The 16906-nt window shown below is 73.3% G+C and carries 16 protein-coding genes and 1 pseudogene; 8 read left to right on the plus strand and 9 right to left on the minus strand.

The features are described from left to right. Nucleotides 1-2: 2 nt before the first annotated feature. The 4 genes from ACZ6C1_RS35270 to ACZ6C1_RS35285 all read right to left on the minus strand — a co-directional run bounded on the left by ACZ6C1_RS35270 (nucleotide 3) and on the right by ACZ6C1_RS35285 (nucleotide 4421). Entirely contained in the window at nucleotides 3-1271 is a 1269-nt protein-coding gene (locus ACZ6C1_RS35270; RefSeq protein WP_469246915.1) for an NAD(P)/FAD-dependent oxidoreductase, read from the minus strand. Nucleotides 1272-1383: 112 nt separating this feature from the next. Beyond that, nucleotides 1384-2706: a deoxyguanosinetriphosphate triphosphohydrolase gene (locus ACZ6C1_RS35275; protein WP_469246928.1), complete on the minus strand. Its 1323-nt coding sequence runs from the start codon at nucleotides 2704-2706 to the stop codon at nucleotides 1384-1386. 46 nt (nucleotides 2707-2752) lie between these two features. Next, nucleotides 2753-3634 carry a sirohydrochlorin chelatase gene (locus ACZ6C1_RS35280; protein ID WP_469246916.1) on the minus strand — a complete coding sequence of 294 codons (882 nt, stop codon included), beginning with the start codon at nucleotides 3632-3634 and terminating at the stop codon, nucleotides 2753-2755. Between the two features lie 100 nt (nucleotides 3635-3734). Further along, nucleotides 3735-4421 carry a hypothetical protein gene (locus ACZ6C1_RS35285; protein ID WP_469246929.1) on the minus strand — a complete coding sequence of 229 codons (687 nt, stop codon included), beginning with the start codon at nucleotides 4419-4421 and terminating at the stop codon, nucleotides 3735-3737. Nucleotides 4422-4589: 168 nt separating this feature from the next. On the opposite strand from ACZ6C1_RS35285, the gene ACZ6C1_RS35290 reads away from it, so the two are divergent. The 3 genes from ACZ6C1_RS35290 to ACZ6C1_RS35300 all read left to right on the plus strand — a co-directional run bounded on the left by ACZ6C1_RS35290 (nucleotide 4590) and on the right by ACZ6C1_RS35300 (nucleotide 8234). After that, nucleotides 4590-5303: an aquaporin gene (locus ACZ6C1_RS35290; protein ID WP_469246917.1), complete on the plus strand. Its 714-nt coding sequence runs from the start codon at nucleotides 4590-4592 to the stop codon at nucleotides 5301-5303. A 44-nt stretch (nucleotides 5304-5347) separates the two neighbouring features. Next, the gene (locus tag ACZ6C1_RS35295) at nucleotides 5348-6043 is read left to right on the plus strand and encodes a SanA/YdcF family protein (RefSeq protein ID WP_469246918.1); all 696 of its coding nucleotides are present in this window, start codon (nucleotides 5348-5350) and stop codon (nucleotides 6041-6043) included. Between the two features lie 100 nt (nucleotides 6044-6143). Further along, entirely contained in the window at nucleotides 6144-8234 is a 2091-nt protein-coding gene (locus tag ACZ6C1_RS35300) for a molybdopterin oxidoreductase family protein (protein WP_469246919.1), read from the plus strand. On the opposite strand, the gene ACZ6C1_RS35305 is transcribed toward ACZ6C1_RS35300, so the two are convergent. The 4 genes and pseudogenes from ACZ6C1_RS35305 to ACZ6C1_RS35320 form a co-directional block, all read right to left on the minus strand. Further along, nucleotides 8179-8595: a gamma-glutamylcyclotransferase family protein gene (locus tag ACZ6C1_RS35305; RefSeq protein ID WP_469246920.1), complete on the minus strand. Its 417-nt coding sequence runs from the start codon at nucleotides 8593-8595 to the stop codon at nucleotides 8179-8181. The two genes, ACZ6C1_RS35300 and ACZ6C1_RS35305, sit on opposite strands and share 56 nt — an antisense overlap. Then, nucleotides 8592-8903 (minus strand): divalent-cation tolerance protein CutA, encoded by a 312-nt coding sequence (gene cutA, locus ACZ6C1_RS35310; protein ID WP_469246930.1) that lies wholly within the window; start codon nucleotides 8901-8903, stop codon nucleotides 8592-8594. Before cutA ends, ACZ6C1_RS35305 begins: the two co-directional genes overlap by 4 nt. Nucleotides 8904-8911: 8 nt before the next feature. After that, nucleotides 8912-9106, minus strand: a pseudogene (locus tag ACZ6C1_RS35315) (hypothetical protein); the annotation flags it as partial. Between the two features lie 156 nt (nucleotides 9107-9262). Continuing rightward, the gene (locus tag ACZ6C1_RS35320; protein WP_469246921.1) at nucleotides 9263-9862 is read right to left on the minus strand and encodes an NADPH-dependent FMN reductase; all 600 of its coding nucleotides are present in this window, start codon (nucleotides 9860-9862) and stop codon (nucleotides 9263-9265) included. A gap of 354 nt (nucleotides 9863-10216) precedes the next feature. Here ACZ6C1_RS35320 and ACZ6C1_RS35325 point away from each other — a divergent pair, with 354 nt between their 5' ends. After that, entirely contained in the window at nucleotides 10217-10900 is a 684-nt protein-coding gene (locus tag ACZ6C1_RS35325) for a hypothetical protein (protein ID WP_469246922.1), read from the plus strand. Between the two features lie 102 nt (nucleotides 10901-11002). Further along, nucleotides 11003-11716 carry a class F sortase gene (locus ACZ6C1_RS35330; protein ID WP_469246923.1) on the plus strand — a complete coding sequence of 238 codons (714 nt, stop codon included), beginning with the start codon at nucleotides 11003-11005 and terminating at the stop codon, nucleotides 11714-11716. Here ACZ6C1_RS35330 and ACZ6C1_RS35335 read toward each other — a convergent pair. Further along, on the minus strand, nucleotides 11678-12454 hold the full coding sequence (locus tag ACZ6C1_RS35335; protein WP_469246924.1) for a sulfite exporter TauE/SafE family protein: 777 nt from the start codon (nucleotides 12452-12454) through the stop codon (nucleotides 11678-11680). The genes ACZ6C1_RS35330 and ACZ6C1_RS35335 overlap by 39 nt on opposite strands. A gap of 252 nt (nucleotides 12455-12706) precedes the next feature. On the opposite strand from ACZ6C1_RS35335, the gene ACZ6C1_RS35340 reads away from it, so the two are divergent. Genes ACZ6C1_RS35340 through nirD form a run of 3 tightly spaced genes read left to right on the plus strand, consistent with a single transcriptional unit; the run spans nucleotide 12707 to nucleotide 16765 of the window. Beyond that, the gene (locus tag ACZ6C1_RS35340; RefSeq protein ID WP_469246925.1) at nucleotides 12707-13897 is read left to right on the plus strand and encodes an NAD(P)/FAD-dependent oxidoreductase; all 1191 of its coding nucleotides are present in this window, start codon (nucleotides 12707-12709) and stop codon (nucleotides 13895-13897) included. 10 nt (nucleotides 13898-13907) lie between these two features. Continuing rightward, entirely contained in the window at nucleotides 13908-16427 is a 2520-nt protein-coding gene (gene nirB / locus ACZ6C1_RS35345) for a nitrite reductase large subunit NirB (protein ID WP_469246926.1), read from the plus strand. Next, nucleotides 16424-16765: a nitrite reductase small subunit NirD gene (gene nirD / locus ACZ6C1_RS35350; RefSeq protein ID WP_469246927.1), complete on the plus strand. Its 342-nt coding sequence runs from the start codon at nucleotides 16424-16426 to the stop codon at nucleotides 16763-16765. Before nirB ends, nirD begins: the two co-directional genes overlap by 4 nt. The last annotated feature ends 141 nt before the right edge of the window (nucleotides 16766-16906 follow it).

The raw sequence follows: 16906 nt of genomic DNA on the forward strand, positions 1-16906 counted from the left end.
GCCTACGGGCGGGGCAGGACGGCGGTGAGCGGTGTGGAGGGGTCGGAGAGGGCCTCGGGGTCCACGGGCGCGCCGGAACGGATGAGGCCCTGGATGCCGGATGTGACGTCCCACACATTCACGTTCATCCCGGCCAGCACGCGGCGGTCCTTCAGCCAGAAGGCGATGAACTCCCGCCTGCCCACGTCTCCGCGGAGCACCACCTGGTCGTACGTGCCCGGCGGCGCCCAGCCGCTGTACTCCATGCCGAGGTCGTACTGGTCGGAGTAGAAGTAGGGGACCCGGTCGTAGGTGACGACCCGGCCGAGCATGGCGCGCGCGGCGGCGGGGCCGCCGTTGAGGGCGTTGGCCCAGTGTTCGACGCGCAGCCGGGTGTGGAGCAGGGGGTGCTCGGCGGCGGCCACGTCCCCGGCCGCGTAGATGTCCGGGTCGGAGGTGCGCAGGGACGCGTCGACGGCGATGCCGCCGCCGTGGGCCCGGTCGACCAGGGCGAGGCCCGCGTTCTCCGCGAGGGCGGTGCAGGGGGTGGCGCCGACCGCGACGAGCACGGCGTGGGCGGGGTGCTCGTCGCCGTCCTCGGTGCGGGCGGCCAGCACCATGCCGTCCTGGCCGACGATCTCCGTGAGGCGGGTGCCGAACCGGAAGCGGACGCCGTGCCCGGCGTGCAGGTCGGTGAAGAGCTGGCCGAGCTCGGGGCCGATGACCTGGTGGAGCGGGGTGGGGGCGGGTTCGACGACGGTGACCTCGGCACCGTATCCACGCGCGGCGGCGGCGACCTCCAGGCCGATCCAGCCGGCTCCGGCGATGACCAGGTGGCCGTTGTCGCGGCCGAGGGAGGCGAGGGTTCCCTGGAGCAGGTCGGCGTTGACGAGGCGGCGCAGGTGGTGGACGCCGGCGAGGTCGGTGCCGGGGATGTCGAGGCGGCGCGGCTCGGAGCCGGTGGCCAGCAGCAGCTTGTCGTAGCGGATGGTGGTGCCGTCGCCGAGACGTACCGTCCTGGCGGATCGGTCGACGGCGGTGACGGGCTGGCCGAGGTGGAGCTCGATGTCGTGCTCCGCGTACCAGGCGGACTCGTGGACGAAGGCACGCTCGCGCGGCTCCTTCCCCACGAGGTAGGCCTTCGACAGGGGCGGGCGTTCGTAGGGCGGGTCGACCTCGTCCCCGATGAGGATCACGCGGCCGTTGAACCCCTCGGCGCGGAGTGTTTCCGCCGCCTTGGCCCCGGCCAGTCCCCCGCCGACGATGACGAAGGTCTGATCTGCGTCGACCACTTGTTGCCTCCTGGTGGTTTCCGGGATTGTCACGCTACGCCGCCGTCCCCCAGCAGCGTCCCGTACGGAGCGTGTTGTCGGAAGGGGACGGCGGAGAACGCGGGCGCCGCCTTCAGCGGCGGCTCGTGAGGCGGGCGTGCAGGGTGCGGGCGGAGGCGTCGGTGAGCGAGGCGATCTGGTCGACGATCACCCGCTTGCGGGCCCGGTCGTCGGGTGCCGTGTCGAACAGGGCGCGGAACTGGGGGTCGAGGCCCTCGGGCGCGCGGGCCGTCAGCGCCTCGGCCAGCTCGGCGAGGACGATGCGCTGGTCGGCCCGGAGCGCCTCCTGCTCGGCGCGCTGCATCACATAACGGTCGGCGACCGCCTTGAGCACCGCGCACTCGTGGCGCGCCTCGCGCGGTACGACGAGTTCGGCGGCGTACCGGGTGAGGCGGCCCGTGCCGTACGCCTGGCGGGTGGCGGCCTCGGCGGCGAGGCAGAAGCGGCCGATGAGCTGGCTGGTGGCGTCCTTGAGGCGGGCCTGGGCGATGGCGGTGCCGTCGTAGCCGTGCGGCCACCACTCCTGTTCCATGAGCCGGTCGAGGGCGTCGGCGAGCTCCTGCGGGTCGGTGCCGGCGGGGACGTACCGCCCGATGGCGACGCGCCAGATGTCGGCGCGCTCGGGTTCGGCGGCGAGGAGGTTGGGGTCGATGTGCCCGGCGTGCAGGCCGTCCTCGAAGTCGTGCACCGAGTAGGCGACGTCGTCGGACCAGTCCATGACCTGGGCCTCGAAGCAGCGGCCGTGCTCGGGGGCGCCCTCCCGTACCCAGGAGAAGACCGGGAGGTCGTCCTCGTAGACCCCGAATTTGGGCGAGTGGGGGTCGGTGGGGTGGGCGCCGCGCGGCCAGGGGTATTTGGTGGCGGCGTCGAGGGTGGCGCGGGTGAGGTTGAGGCCGACGCTGATGACCTCGTCGGTCGCGTCGATGTGGACGAACCGCTTGGGTTCGATGCGGGTGAGCAGGCGCAGCGACTGGGCGTTGCCCTCGAAGCCGCCGCAGTCCTTGGCGAAGTCGTTGAGTGCCTGTTCGCCGTTGTGCCCGAAGGGCGGGTGGCCCATGTCGTGCGAGAGGCAGGCCGCCTCGACGAGGTCGGGGTCGCAGCCGAGGGCGGCACCGAGCTCGCGGCCGACCTGGGCGCACTCGAGGGAGTGGGTGAGCCGGGTGCGTGGGCTCGGGTCCCAGGCGTGGCTGCGGGAGCCCGGGGTGACGACCTGGGTCTTGCCGGCCAGGCGGCGCAGCGCGCCGGAGTGCAGGACGCGTGCGCGGTCCCGCTGGAACGCGGTGCGGCCGGGTCGCTTGTCGGGCTCGGGGGCCCAGCGCGCGGTGGCCTTCTCGTCGTACGTGCCGTCCTTGTCGTCCTTGTCGTACCGGCCGTCCTTGCCGTTCATGCCTTCCATGCCGTTCATGCACTGAAGGTAACCGCAGGGACTGACGGTGAACCGGTCAGGCGGAGACCAGTTGGGAGGAATCGGCCGGGACCGGCGCTGTGGTGAGGGCCTGGTCGTAGCGGTGGAGGAGGAGGCGGGCGAGCGCGGGGTGCGGGCCGAGGGGGGCGGCGGCGATCCAGGGCGCGGCTGCCGCGCTGCGGGTGGCGAACAGGCCGGGGGCGGTGAAGTAGGAGGCCACGGCTGTGCGGTGGTGGCCGCGGGCGGTGAGGGCGTGGACGGCTTCGGAGACGGTGGGTGAGGCGGCGGAGGCGTACGCGGGGAGGACGGGCACGCCGCCGAGGCGCTCGCTGAGCAGCCGGGCGGTGTGGCGGGTGTCGGCGGCGGATTCGGGGTCGCGGGATCCGGCGGCGGCGAGGACGACGCCGGTACCGCGGGAGGTGTGCCAGCCGGCTTCGGTGAGCCGGTCGTGGAGCGCTTCGACGAGCAGGGGGTGGGGGCCGAGCGGGGCGGCGACGCGCACGCGCAGGTGGGGTGCGGTGGCGGCGGCGCCGGGCAGGTCGTGCTTGACGTGGTAGCCGCGGCTGAGGAGGAGGGGTACGAGGACGGCGTCGCCGTCCAGGCCGGCGAGGGTGTGGTCGAGCAGGGGGGCGTTCAGCTCGATGTGCCCGAGCCGTACGGGCAGGCCCGGCCGTAGTTCGCGGACCCGGTCGAGCAGGGCGTTCACGGTGGTCAGCGCGCGGGGGTCGCGACTGCCGTGGGCGACGGCGACGAGGGTGGGCAGGTGGGGTGTGCTCATGGGCCTGCGCGTTCCGTTGAGGTGGAGGTGGGTCAGCTGGGAGCCGAGCTGCGCGGTGATGCGGGTGAGCAGGTGCGCGGTGGTGTCGAAGGGCGGGGGCGGGAGGGGGTACGGCGTGGGAGGACTGGCCGGCTCCGTCATGAATCGATGGTGACGGGCGGGTGTTGCCGGGGCGTTGCGTGGCGGTGACGTGTGTTTTCCACGGGCTCACCGGGCGCGCGGGTGCCGCGTCGGGTCCGGGTCAGCCGGTCGCGACCCAGACGCGGAGGGTGCCGGTGGCCGTGAAGCCGTGGCGCAGGGCGGCCGTCAGGTCGTCGCCGTGCTCGTAACCGACGACCGGGGTGCCGGGGTGGAGGCGGGCGATCGCGGTGAGGCAACCGGGCCAGGGGTCGGTGCCCGGTTCGGTGCGGAAGAGGTTGGAGACGCCGATGACGTCCGGGGCGGTGCTGTGGCTGACGACCGCTCCGGCGACGATGCGGCCGTCCGGCGCGCGGCCCGCGAGGACGGTGGTCGCGGGGTCGGCCAGCAGGGCGGGTCGGAAGAGGTCCTGGGGTGCGCCGCCGCTCCAGGCGGTTTCCCAGGCGGCGAGTTCGGCGGCGGTCCGGACGGGCTCCCAGGGTGCGGCGTCCTCGGGGGCGGCGTTCCCGGGGACGCCGTTCCCGGGCCACGGGGCGGGCGCGTCGGCGGGGCGGTGGATCCAGCGGGCCTCGAAGAGCGGCTCGAAGCCGTGTCCGGTGAGGTCGAGGGTGGCGAAGCTGTCCTTGACCGAGCAGCCGGGCGCCCTGCGGTCGACGCGGTCCAGCACCTCGTGCGAAGGGGTGCCGGGTAGGAGGGTGACGGCGTCCGGGTAGTAGGGCGGGGTCCGGCGCGGGTGGGTCCAGGCGTGGTCGCCGAAGGTGCCGGCACCCAGGCCGTGGGCGCGGCACATGGCGTCGCACCACTCGGCGTTGTTGCGGGCGGCTGCCCGTGCCCAGGGGCCGGATGAGGTCACGCGGGACATCGTGCCAGGGCGCGGGGCAGCGAACGATCTCTTTTACCCGCTACCTTCTTTTCGAAACGCGGAATATATTTTCCGCACAAAGGAAGTGGGGGTCTCATGGGTGGTACGCAGAGGGCGCTGCCACGCCGCGCTGTCGCGGAACTCGTCGGCAGCGGGGCACTCGTGGCGGTCATCATCGGTTCGGGCATCCAGGCCACCGGCCTCAGCCAGGACGTCGGAGTACAGCTCCTGGCCAACTCCCTGGCCTCGGCGATCGGGCTCGGGCTGCTGATCGCCCTGTTCACCCCCGTCTCCGGAGCTCACCTCAACCCGGTCGTCACCCTCTGCGTCTGGTGGACCGGCCGGAGCTCCCGCGACGGGCTGACCGCCCGGGAGGTCGCCCTCTACATCACCGCGCAGCTCGCCGGGGCGATCGCGGGCGCCCTGCTCGCGGGCGCCATGTTCGGCCGCGCGCCCGGCAGTTGGTCCACGCACGTGCGGTCCGACGGCCACCTGCTGCTGGGCGAGACCGTCGCCACGGCCGGCCTGGTGCTGCTCATCCAGGGCCTGGACCGCATCGGGCGCGCCCAGCTCGCGCCGGTGGCGGTCGCCGCGTACATCGCCGCCGCGATCTGGTTCACCTCGTCCGGTTCGTTCGCGAACCCGGCCGCGACGGTCGGCCGCTCCCTCACCGACTCGTTCACGGGTATCGCGCCCGCCTCGATGCCGGGCTTCATCGCCGCCCAGCTCCTCGGCGGGGTTCTGGGGGCGGGGCTCGCCGTGCTCCTGTACGGAGGCCGGCCACCGTCGAGATCACACGTGCCGCACTGAACCGAAGCGGCCGTTCGAGCGTCGGAAGAGGCGGAGGTGGGGGTGTGGGACTGCGACAGGTGGTTCGGTCCGTGCGGTTGAGGCTGACGTGGCCGGTGAGCCGGCGCGGGCAGCGGCGGCTGGTACAGGGCACGATGCTCGCGTGCGTCCTGGCGCTCGCGCCCGCGACCTGGATGCACGCCGTCGCGGACAGCCGGCTGCGCACGACGGCGGACGTGCCCGCGCGGGACGTCGCCGTCGTCTTCGGGGCCGGCCTGTGGAAGGGCCGCCCCACCCCGTACCTGGCGCACCGGCTCGACACCGCCGCCGCGCTCTACCGGGACGGCAAGGTGAAGGTCGTCCTGGTCACCGGCGACAACGGCCGCGTCGAGTACGACGAGCCCGACGCCATGCGCGGCTACCTGAGGGAGCGGCGCGTACCGGACGGGCGGATCGTCAGCGACTACGCGGGCTTCGACACCTGGGACTCGTGCGTCCGCGCCAAGAAGATCTTCGGCGTGGACCGGGCGGTTCTGGTCACCCAGGGCTTCCACATCCGCCGGGCGGTCGCGCTCTGTCAGGCGGCGGGCATCGACGCGTACGGGGTCGGGGTCGACGAACCGCGTGACTCCGTCTGGTACTACGGCGGGGCGCGCGAACTGGTGGCGGCGGGCAAGGCGGCCCTGGACGCGGCGTTCAAGCCGGATCCGACGTTCCTGGGCCGCCAGGAGACGGGCGTGACGGAGGCGCTGGAGCGCTGACCTGCCTCACCGGCGGCGCGGGTGGCGTCGGAGCCGGCCGTACCGGGCATGTAATGCGCCGTGTCGGTGGCCGTAACACGCGCGTCGCATGCTCAGGGGCATGCTCACCGCCACCACCGCCACGCACTGTCCGTACTGCGCCCTGCAGTGCGGGATGAACCTCCGGCCCGCCGGCGACGGCGTCGAGGTGGTGGAACGCACCGACTTCCCCGTCAACCGGGGAGCCCTGTGCGGTAAGGGACGTACCGCACCCGCAGTGCTCTCCTCCCGGGTCAGGCTGGAGGGGCCCCTGGTCCGACGCCCCGCCACAGGCAGGCTCGAACCGGCCACCTGGGAGGAGGCCCTGCGTGCCGTCGCCGACGGGCTGCGCGGCACCAGGGAGCGGCACGGGGCCGACGCCGTCGGGGTCTTCGGGGGCGGCGGGCTGACCAACGAGAAGGCGTACACGCTCGGCAAGTTCGCCCGGCTGGTCCTCGGCACCTCGCAGATCGACTACAACGGCCGGTTCTGCATGTCGTCCGCCGCCGCCGCCCACCAGCGGGCCTTCGGGCTCGACCGGGGGCTGCCCTTCCCGCTGGAGGACATCCCGCGCACCGGCTGCGTGATCCTCGTCGGGTCGAACCTGGCCGAGACCATGCCCCCGGCGCTGCGCTACCTCACCGAGCTGAAGGAGAACGGCGGCAAGCTCATCGTCGTCGACCCGCGCCGCACCCGTACCGCCGAGCAGGCCGACCTCCACCTCGCGCCCCGCCCCGGCACCGACCTGGCGCTCGCCCTCGGGCTGCTCCACCTGGTCGTGGCCGACGGGCGGACGGACGAGGAGTTCATCGAGAGCCGTACGACGGGCTGGGCCGACGCCCGCGCCGCCGCCATGTCCCACTGGCCCGCACAGGTCGAGCGCATCACCGGCGTGCCCGTCCCGCAGCTCCGGGAGGCCGTGGCGATGTTCTGCGACGCGCCCGAGTCGATGGTGCTGACCGCGCGCGGCCCCGAGCAGCAGTCCAAGGGGACCGACACCGTCGGCGCCTGGATCAACCTGTGCCTGGCCACCGGCCGCGCCGGCCGGCCCCTGTCCGGGTACGGCTGCCTGACCGGACAGGGCAACGGGCAGGGCGGGCGCGAGCACGGGCAGAAGGCCGACCAGCTACCCGGCTACCGCAAGCTCGACGACCCCGCCGCCCGTGCCCACGTCGCCGGCGTCTGGGGTGTCGACCCCGACTCGCTCCCCGGGCCCGGCCGCAGCGCCTACGAACTGCTCGACGCACTCGGCACCGACATCAAGGCGCTGCTGCTCATGGGGTCCAACCCGGTCGTGTCGGCGCCCCGCGCCGCGCACATCCAGGAGCGGATCGAGTCCCTGGACTTCCTGGCGGTGGCGGACGTCGTGCTGTCGGAGACCGCCGCGCTCGCCGACGTCGTCCTGCCCGTCACCCAATGGGCGGAGGAGACCGGCACCCTCACCAACCTCGAAGGCCGCGTCCTGCTGCGCCGCCGGGCCGTCGACCCGCCCGAGGGCGTACGGAGCGACCTGGAGGTGATGCACGCGCTCGCCGCGCTGCTGGGCTGGGAGAAGGGCTTCCCCACGGATCCCGAGGAGGTCTTCGACGAGCTGCGCCGCGCCTCGGCCGGCGGGCCCGCCGACTACGCGGGCATCAGCTACCGGCGCATCGCGGAGGAGGACGGCGTGTTCTGGCCGTGCCCCGAGCCGGAGCACCCCGGCACGCCCCGGCTGTTCCTGGAGCGGTTCGCGACCCCGGACGGGCGGGCGCGGTTCGTGCCGGTCACGCACCGGGCGGCGGGCGAGGAGACGGACGACGCGTACCCGGTGGTGCTGACCACCGGGCGGGTGGTGTCCCAGTACCAGTCGGGTGCCCAGACCCGGCGCGTCGACGAGCTGAACGCCGCCGCGCCCGGGCCGTTCGTGGAGCTGCACCCCCGGCTGGCGGGCCGCCTGGGCGTCGCCGAGGGCGAGCCGGTGGCGGTCGTCTCGCGTCGGGGGCGGGCGGTGGCGCCCGCGCGGATCACCACGGGCATCCGGCCGGACACGGTGTTCATGCCGTTCCACTGGGCCGGGGAGGGCCGGGCGAACACGCTCACCAACCCGGCGCTCGACCCGACCTCCCGCATGCCCGAGTTCAAGGTGTGCGCGGTGCGTCTGGAAGCCGTGCGGCCCGAGGCGGCCGGCGGCTGAGCCAGTCCCCGCCCGCTATCGGCTCCCCCAGCCGCACGGCCGGTGTGGCGACGTACACCCAGGCCCGGACGCCCGCCCCGTCCCGGGTGCGCACCACCTCGCACACCTCCCGGTCGTAGCCGTCCTCCAGGAGGTCCAGGACGGCGAGGAGCTCCTCGTACCGCCCGGGCGCGGCGCTGATCAGCTCCCCCGCCACCTGCCCCGCGCCCCGCACCACGTACGGGTAGCCGGGCCCGTCGTACAGCAGGGCACCCGCCAGCAGGGCCGGTTCCTCGGCCGCCGTGCGGCCACGGAGGAACCGGTCGTGGTTGTACTCGCCCGGCCGCAGCGTCCCGTACACGAAGAACGGCAGTTCCCTCATCGCGCCGACGTCTCCTGCTGGAGCCACGCCAGGTACGCCGCGCTCCCCCGTACCACCGGGGTGGCGATGATCTCGGGCGTGTCGTAGTCGTGCTTCGCGGTGAGGTACGCCTCCAGCGTCTCGTAGCAGGCCTCCGTCGTCTTGAAGAGGACCTGCCACTCCTGGCTGGTCTCGATGGCGTTGTTCCAGTGGTACACGGAGGTGACCGGGCCGGAGATCTGCGCGCAGGCGGCGAGCCGCGCCTCCACCGCGCCACGGGCCAGCTCCTGGGCCTTGTCGGCGCTGTCGGTCGTGGTCAGGACGGTCATGGCCAGGGTCACGGTCTCTCCTCCGCATGTCGCTGTCGCTCCACCGGTTCACGCCACGGCGGCGAGTGCGCCGCGTACGGCCGAGCGTACGCACCCCGGGCCGCCGGCAGCTCGCCGCCCGTGCCCTGCTCGACGGTCCGGCCCGCCTCCGTCACCAGGATCACGCAGGCGTGCCGGACGGTCGAGAGCCGGTGCGCGATCACGCGAGGGTGGCGGGCGGCGCATGACGAGGCCCACGGACCCGGCGAGGAGCGGGACGAGGACGAGGACGAGGACCAGGAACGTCAGGGCCGGCGGTGCGTCCGGGACCGCGGCCGTCGCGATGCCGCCGAGGCACAGCAGCGGCACGGCGGCATGGTTCAGCCGCCGTACGGGCGGACGGACTTGGCGTCGCGCAGTGCGTGGCCCCACCAGGCGAGCTGGTCGAGCATCGTCTTGGCGGCGGCGTCGGCGGCGGTGGGGTCCTTGTGGCGGCCGTCCTCGTCGAAGTGGCCGCGGGCGTTGTGGAACGAGACGGTGTCGCGGACGGTGACCGCGTGCATCTCGGCGAAGACCTGGCGCAGTTGCTCGACAGCACGCAGCCCGCCGGACATGCCGCCGTAGGAGACGAAGCCGACGGGCTTGGCCTGCCATTCGGTGAAGTGCCAGTCGATGAGGTTCTTGATGGACGCGGGGAAGGAGTGGTTGTACTCGGGGGTGAGGACGACGAAGGCGTCGGCGGCGGCCAGCCGGGGGCTGACCTTGGCGAGCCGGTCGCGGACGGCGGGCGCGGGGTCGTAGGACAGGGCGGTCGGCAGTTCGGTGTCGGGGTCGCCGAGGTCGAGTACGTCGACGGTGAAGTCGGCGTGCTGGGCGGCGTGGTCGAGGAACCAGCCGGCGATGACGGGCGCGAAGCGGCCTTCCCGGTTGCTTCCGACGATGACGGTGAGCTTCAGCGGTGCGTTCTTGGCGATCTCCATGAGCAAGACCTTGGTACCTCAACCATGCTTGAGGTCAAGCCGGTCGTGCGAACCGCTTCCGCGGCCATGACGAAACTCGTACGGCCCGGGGCCGCGCCGCCCGGTCGGGGGCCCGGGGCGCCGGGGCGGAGTGAACCGAGGGGCGGCCGTGCGTCACCCGTTCGGGGCGGCGCGTCGGGCGTGGCCGGGAAACGCGGGCTGAGCTGCGGCGATGCCGGGCGTCCAGGGCGGCGCGCCGTCCCGGACGGCGCAATCTGATGGGGCCTCAGCAGGCGGGCGGGCCGGGCGGGGCCTTACCTCGGAGACAGGACATCCGCCCATAACACCCGCCTGCCGCGCGCCCCGGAGGACCCCATGCGCACCACCGCCCGCCTGCTGACCGGTACCGCGCTGGCGGCCGTCTCGCTCGGCGCCCTCGCCTCGCCGACCGCGTACGCCGCGTACGCGGGTGACTTCGGCCGGCTGGAGGTGCACCCGTCGACCGTCCGGCCGGGCGAGACCGTCACGGTCAACACCACCGCCTGCGGCAAGAAGGGCCATGGGGTCGGTGACGCGGAGTCCCTCGGCGCGGGTGAGTTCGAGCTGTCGCCCGGCACGCACAAGGACGTGGTGGTCGGCCGGTTCAAGGTCCCCGCCCACACCAAGCCGGGCACCTACGCCATCGCCGTGGCCTGCGACAACGGCAAGACGGCCGGCGGCGACGTCAACGTCGAACGCGGCGGCCACAGCTCGGGCGGGCACAGCTCCGGCGGGCACAGCTCCGGCGGCCACGACTCGGGCGGCCACGACTCGGGCGGCCACAGCTCCGGCGGCCACGACTGGGGCGGGCACAGCTCGGGCGGGAACGACTGGGGCGGGAACGACCAGGGCGGGCACGACGGCGGTCATGTGCCCAGCGGCCACGTGAAGACCGGGGTGGGCGGCAGCGTCGGCCCCGACACCACCCAGATCGCGGCGGGAGTGGCAGTGCTGGCCGCCTCCGCCGTAGGCGGGGTATGGCTCCTGCGCCGCCGGGCGAGCGGCGCGCAGGACAGCTGACGGGGTCCGTCCCCGTACCCCCGCCCCCGCTCCCCGCCCCCGCCGCGCGTGTCCCCGAGACCGCGGCGCGGGCGGGGAGCCCCATCCCCCGCGAGGGCAGCCATGACCGACGACACCAGGAGCGAGACAGGGGACGGCACCGGGACCAACGGCACCGGGACAAGGGGCAAGGGCTGGGGCATAGCCATCGCCGCGTGCGTCGGCCTCTGGCTGGTCCAGAACGGCTCCGAGGACCTGACCCCGCCCGTCCCGAGCGCCGCCGAGGCCTTCGCCGCCGGACCGCACCGGCACACCGACGCGGCCGCCGCCCCCCTGCCGCCCTCCGCCCCGGTCCGCATCCGCATCCCCGAGATCGGGGTCGACGCCCCGGTGATGCGCCTGGGTCTCGCCCGCGACGGCAGCCTGGAGGTACCACCGGCGGGGAACCCGAACATCGCCGGCTGGTACAAGGACGGCACCCCGCCGGGAGCCAAGGGCACCGCCATCGTCGCCGGCCATGTCGACAACGCCGAGGGCCCCGCCGTCTTCCACGCGCTCGGCAGCCTCAAGAAGGGCCACTGGATCGAGGTCACCCGCCGCGACGGCCGGACCGCCGTGTTCACCGTCGACGCGATCGAGGTGTACGAGAACGAGGACTTCCCCGACCGCAAGGTCTACGGGCCCTCCGACCGCGCCGAGCTGCGGGTGATCACCTGCGGTGGCACGTTCGACGAGAAGACCGGCTACCAGGGCAATGTCGTCGCGTACGCCCATCTGATCGGCGCCCGCCCGCCAGCGTCAGCCCCACTGGTCGAACGCCAGCTTCGCCACCAGTGAGAAGACCACCACCAGCAGCACGCCCCGCACGAACTCCGCGCCCTTGCGCAGCGCCATCCGCGCGCCGAGCATCCCGCCCGCCAGGTTGAACACCGCCATCAGCGCCGCCAGTTGCCACAGCACCGTGCCCTGGTACGCGAACATCACCAGGGCACCCGCGTTGGTGGAGACGTTCACGATCTTGGCCGTGGCGGAGGCGGTCACCAGGTCGAGATGGAGCACGGCGGTCAGCGCCAGCACCAGGAACGTGCCCGTGCCGGGGCCGAAGAGCCCGTCGTAGAAGCCGATCCCACCGCCGACGAGGACGATCGCCGTGACGACCCGCGCCCTGGTCGCCGGCCCCTTGCCCTCCGCCGTGCCGAAGGACGGCCGCAGCATCACGAAGGCCGCCACGCCCAGCAGCACGACCATGATGACCGGCCGCAGGACGTCACTGCTGATCCCGGCCGCGAAGAACGCCCCGCCCATCGAACCGGCCAGCGCGGCGAGCCCGATGCGCACCGCCGTCCGCACGCTCACCGGCGCCTTGCGTACGTACGTCACGGCGGCGCCCGTCGTCCCCACGATGGCCACCGCCTTGTTGGTGCCGAGGATGTGGGCGGCCGGGACATGCGGAAGGCCCAGCAGCAGCGCGGGCAGGAGGAGCAGCCCGCCGCCACCCACCACGGCGTCGATCCAGCCCGCCACGAGAGCGGCCGCGCAGAGGAAGACCAGGGTGGTCAGCGATATGTCGGGCATGCACGCGACCCTATGGAGCAGATGGATGTGCCGTCCACGGAAATCGGGGATGCTTGAGGTACCTCTGAGGTTCGGACCCCGGTTCGCGTGGATGGCTTCAGGTGTGCGCGTCCGGGTGGCGCGCCACCGCCAGGACACGGCGGTGGCCGCCCTCCCCCTCACCGGCGGTGCCGGTCGTCGCTGAGGTCAGCTTTCCGTGGCCGAAACAATCGGGATGCGGCCGGGTAACACCGCCGACGCACGCTTTCGAGCATGAGTTCACGGATCGTGGTGGTCGGCGGAGGCACGGCGGGCGCTCGCCTCGCCGAGCGGCTGCCCGTCACCCTGCTCGGCGAGGAGCCGCACGCCCCGTACAACCGGGTGCTGCTCGCGGACGTCCTGGCCGGCCGGTACGGGCCCGAGGTCATCGCCCTGCCGTCGCCGCGCAACGACGGGGCGCGGCACGAGGTGCGGGTGACCGGTATCGACCGCGCCGCCCGGGTGGTGCACTGCGCGGACGGCGAGGCGTTCGCATACGACCGGCTGGTTCTGGCCACCGGCTCGAACCCGGTGCTGCCGCCCCTGCGCGGCCTGGGCACCGGACGGCTGCCGTCCGGGGTGCACGCGTTCCGGACGCTCGACGACTGCCTGGCGCTGGACGCGCTGGTGTCCCCCAAGGCGCGGGCGGTGGTGATCGGCGGCGGCCTGCTGGGCGTGTCGGCTGCTCGCGCGCTGGCGGCCCGGGGCGCGGAGGTGGTGCTGGCCCAGCAGGGCGAGCACCTGATGGAGCGCCAGCTCGACGCCGAGGCCTCGACGCTGCTCCGCCGCCACCTGGAGGCGGACCTGGGTGTGGAGGTCCACACCGAGTGCCGGGTCCGTGGCCTGCGCTGCGCGAACGGCGTCGACGACGCCGTCGAGGCGGTCGAACTCGCCGACGGCTTCGTCCTCGACGCGGACGTCGTGGTCATCGCGTGCGGGGTGCGGCCGCGTGTCGGTCTGGCCCTGGAGGCGGGTCTGGACGTGCGGCGCGGGATCGTCGTCGACGACCAGCTACGCACCTCCGACCCGTTCATCCACGCCGTCGGCGACTGCGCCGAGCACGACGGCCGTCTCTACGGGCTGGCCGGTGCCGCCCTGGAGCAGGCCGACGTCCTCGCCGAGGTGCTGGAGCACGGCACCGGCGCCTACCGGGGCACCCGCGCGCTCACCCGACTCAGCATGGACGCCCTCGAACTGGCGGCGTTCGGCGAGGCCACGCCGCTGCCCGGTGACGACACCGTGCGGCTGGCGGACGCGACGAGCGGCGCCTACCGCAAGGTCGTCGTCCGTGGCGACCGTCTCGTCGGCGGCGTACTGCTCGGCGATCTCGGCGCGGTCGGGGCGCTCGCCCGGGCCTGGGAGGGCGACGAGGCCCTTCCGGAAGCGCCCCTGCTCCACCTGCTCACCCATGACGGAGGCTCCTGAAATGGCCCACATGCCGAACACGCCCACAATCGTCCTCGTCGGCCACGGCATGGTCGGCCAGCGCTTCCTGGAGGCCCTCGCCGAGCGCGGAGTCACGGAGCGGGCGCGGATCGTCGTGCTCTGCGAAGAGCCGCGTCCGGCGTACGACCGCGTCCGGCTGACCTCGTACTTCGACGGGAAGACGCCCGACGAGCTGTCCATGGTCGAGGACGGTTTCATGGCGCGGCACGGCATCGAGCTGCACCTCGACGACCCGGCCGAGACCATTGACCGCGAGGCCCGCACGGTCACCTCGAGGGCCGGCCGGGTGATCGCGTACGACACCCTCGTCCTGGCGACCGGCTCGTACCCCTTCGTCCCTCCCGTGCCGAACAAGGACGCGACGGGCTGCTTCGTGTACCGCACGATCGAGGACCTCCTCGCCATCGAGGAGTACGCGAAGACGGCGCGGACGGGCGCGGTGGTCGGCGGCGGCCTGCTCGGCCTGGAAGCGGCGGGCGCGCTCAAGGGCCTGGGCCTGGAGACGCACATCGTGGAGTTCGCCCCGCGCCTGATGCCGGTTCAGGTCGACGAGGGCGGCGGTGCCGCACTGCTGCGCACCATCGAGAACATGGGCCTCATCGTCCACACCGGTACCGGCACGCAGGAGATCGTCACCGAGGACGGTTCGGTGACGGGCATGGCCCTGTCGGACGGTTCGACGATCGACACCGACCTCGTGGTCTTCTCGGCGGGCGTTCGCCCCCGGGACCAGCTGGCGCGCGACTGCGGCCTGACGGTCGGCGAGCGCGGCGGTATCGCGGTCGACGAGCAGTGCCGTACGTCGGACCCGGCGGTGTACGCGATCGGCGAGTGCGCGCTCGCGGCGGACGGCCGGGTGTACGGCCTGGTCGCGCCCGGGTACGAGATGGCGCTCACGGCGGCCTCGGCGATCGCCGAGGAGGAGACGAGCGGGTTCACCGGCGCCGACCTGTCGACCAAGCTGAAGCTGCTCGGCGTGGACGTGGCATCCTTCGGTGACGCGCACGGCACCGCCGAGGGCTGCCTGGACGTCGTCTACTCCGACTCCCGGTCCGGCATCTACAAGAAGCTGGTCGTCGACCCGGACGGAATCCTGCTGGGCGGCGTGCTGGTGGGTGACGCCGAGTCGTACGGCATGCTGCGGCCGATGACCGGCACCAAGCCGCCGGTGGCGCCCGAGCAGCTCGTGCTGCCGGCCGGTGCCGGTGCTCCGGTCACCCTCGGCCCCTCCGCCCTCCCCGACGACGCGATCATCTGCTCCTGCCACAACGTCACGAAGGGCGCGATCTGCGCCTGTTCGTCGCTGCCCGAGGTCAAGAAGTGCACCAAGGCGGGCACCGGCTGCGGAAGCTGCGTGAAGGTGATCCAGCAGCTCCTGCCGAAGCCCGCCGACACGGGGATGTGCGGCTGCTTCTCGTACACCCGCAGCGAGCTGTACGAGATCGTCCGCACGATGCGCTTCACCTCGTACGCCGAGCTGCTCGACTCGCACGGACGCGAGGAGGCGCGGGGCGGCGAGGGCTGCGAGATCTGCAAGCCGGCCGTGGCGTCGATCCTGGCGAGCCTGACCAACGAGTACATCCTCGACGGTGAGCGGGCCGCGCTGCAGGACACCAACGACCACTTCCTGGCGAACATGCAGCGCAACGGCTCCTACTCGATCGTGCCCCGCATCCCGGGCGGGGAGATCACCCCCGAGAAGCTGATCGTGATCGGTGAGGTGGCCCGCGACTTCGGGCTCTATACCAAGATCACCGGCGGTCAGCGGATCGACCTCTTCGGCGCGCGGGTCGACCAGTTGCCGCAGATCTGGGCGCGGCTGGTGGACGCGGGCTTCGAGTCGGGACACGCGTACGGCAAGTCCCTGCGGACGGTGAAGTCCTGTGTGGGCCAGACCTGGTGCCGCTACGGCGTGCAGGACTCGGTGAAGATGGCGATCGACCTGGAGCTTCGCTACCGGGGCCTGCGCGCCCCGCACAAGCTCAAGTCGGCCGTCTCGGGGTGTGCCCGCGAGTGCGCGGAGGCCCAGTCGAAGGACTTCGGCGTGATCGCCACGGCCAACGGCTGGAACCTGTACGTCGGCGGCAACGGCGGCGCCACGCCGCGCCACGCGGACCTGCTCGCCCAGGACCTGTCGGACGTGGAGCTGGTCCGGCTGATCGACCGGTTCCTGATGTTCTACATCCGCACCGCCGACCGCCTGGAGCGCACGGCGACCTGGCTGGAGCGGCTGGAGGGCGGGCTCGACCACCTGCGGGACGTGGTCGTGCACGACAAGCTCGGGCTGTGCGACGAGCTGGAGGCACAGATGGCCGCGCACGTGGCGAGCTACCACGACGAGTGGGCCGAGACGCTGAACGACCCGGAGCGGCTGCGCCGGTTCGTCTCCTTCGTGAACGCACCGGACGCGCCGGACCCGTCGGTGAAGTTCGTGCCGGAGCGCGGCCAGATCAAGCCCGACCTGACGATTCTGACGCTGGAACCCCTGGAAGGAGCTTCCGCCCGATGATGCTCGAACTCTCCTACGCCGACGAGTGGCTGCCGATCTGTGACGACTCGGTGCTGACGCCGGGCCGCGGCATGGCGGCCCTGCTGCCGGACGGACGGCAGGTGGCGCTGTTCCGGGACCGGTCGGGACGGCTGTACGCGATCGACAACCGGGACCCGTTCACGGGCGCCCAGGTGCTGTCGCGCGGCCTGCTCGGCTCGTCGGGCGGGCGGCCGTTCGTGGCGTCGCCACTGCTGAAGCAGCGCTTCGACCTGGAGACGGGGCGGTGCCTCGACGACGAGGAGGTGTCGGTCGCGGTCTTCCCGGCCCGGGCTCGCGAACTGGCCCCGGTCGCCTGACGGACCTGCCCGGGCGTCACGGCGCGGGGAGAGACGGGGGAGAGCAGCGGGGGGGGGGGGGGGGGGGGGGGGGGGGGGGGGGGGGGGGGGGGGGGGGGGGGGGGGGGGGGGGGGGGGGGGGGGGGGGGGGGGGGGGGGGGG

The sequence above is a fragment of the Streptomyces sp. NPDC041796 genome (assembly GCF_055590785.1).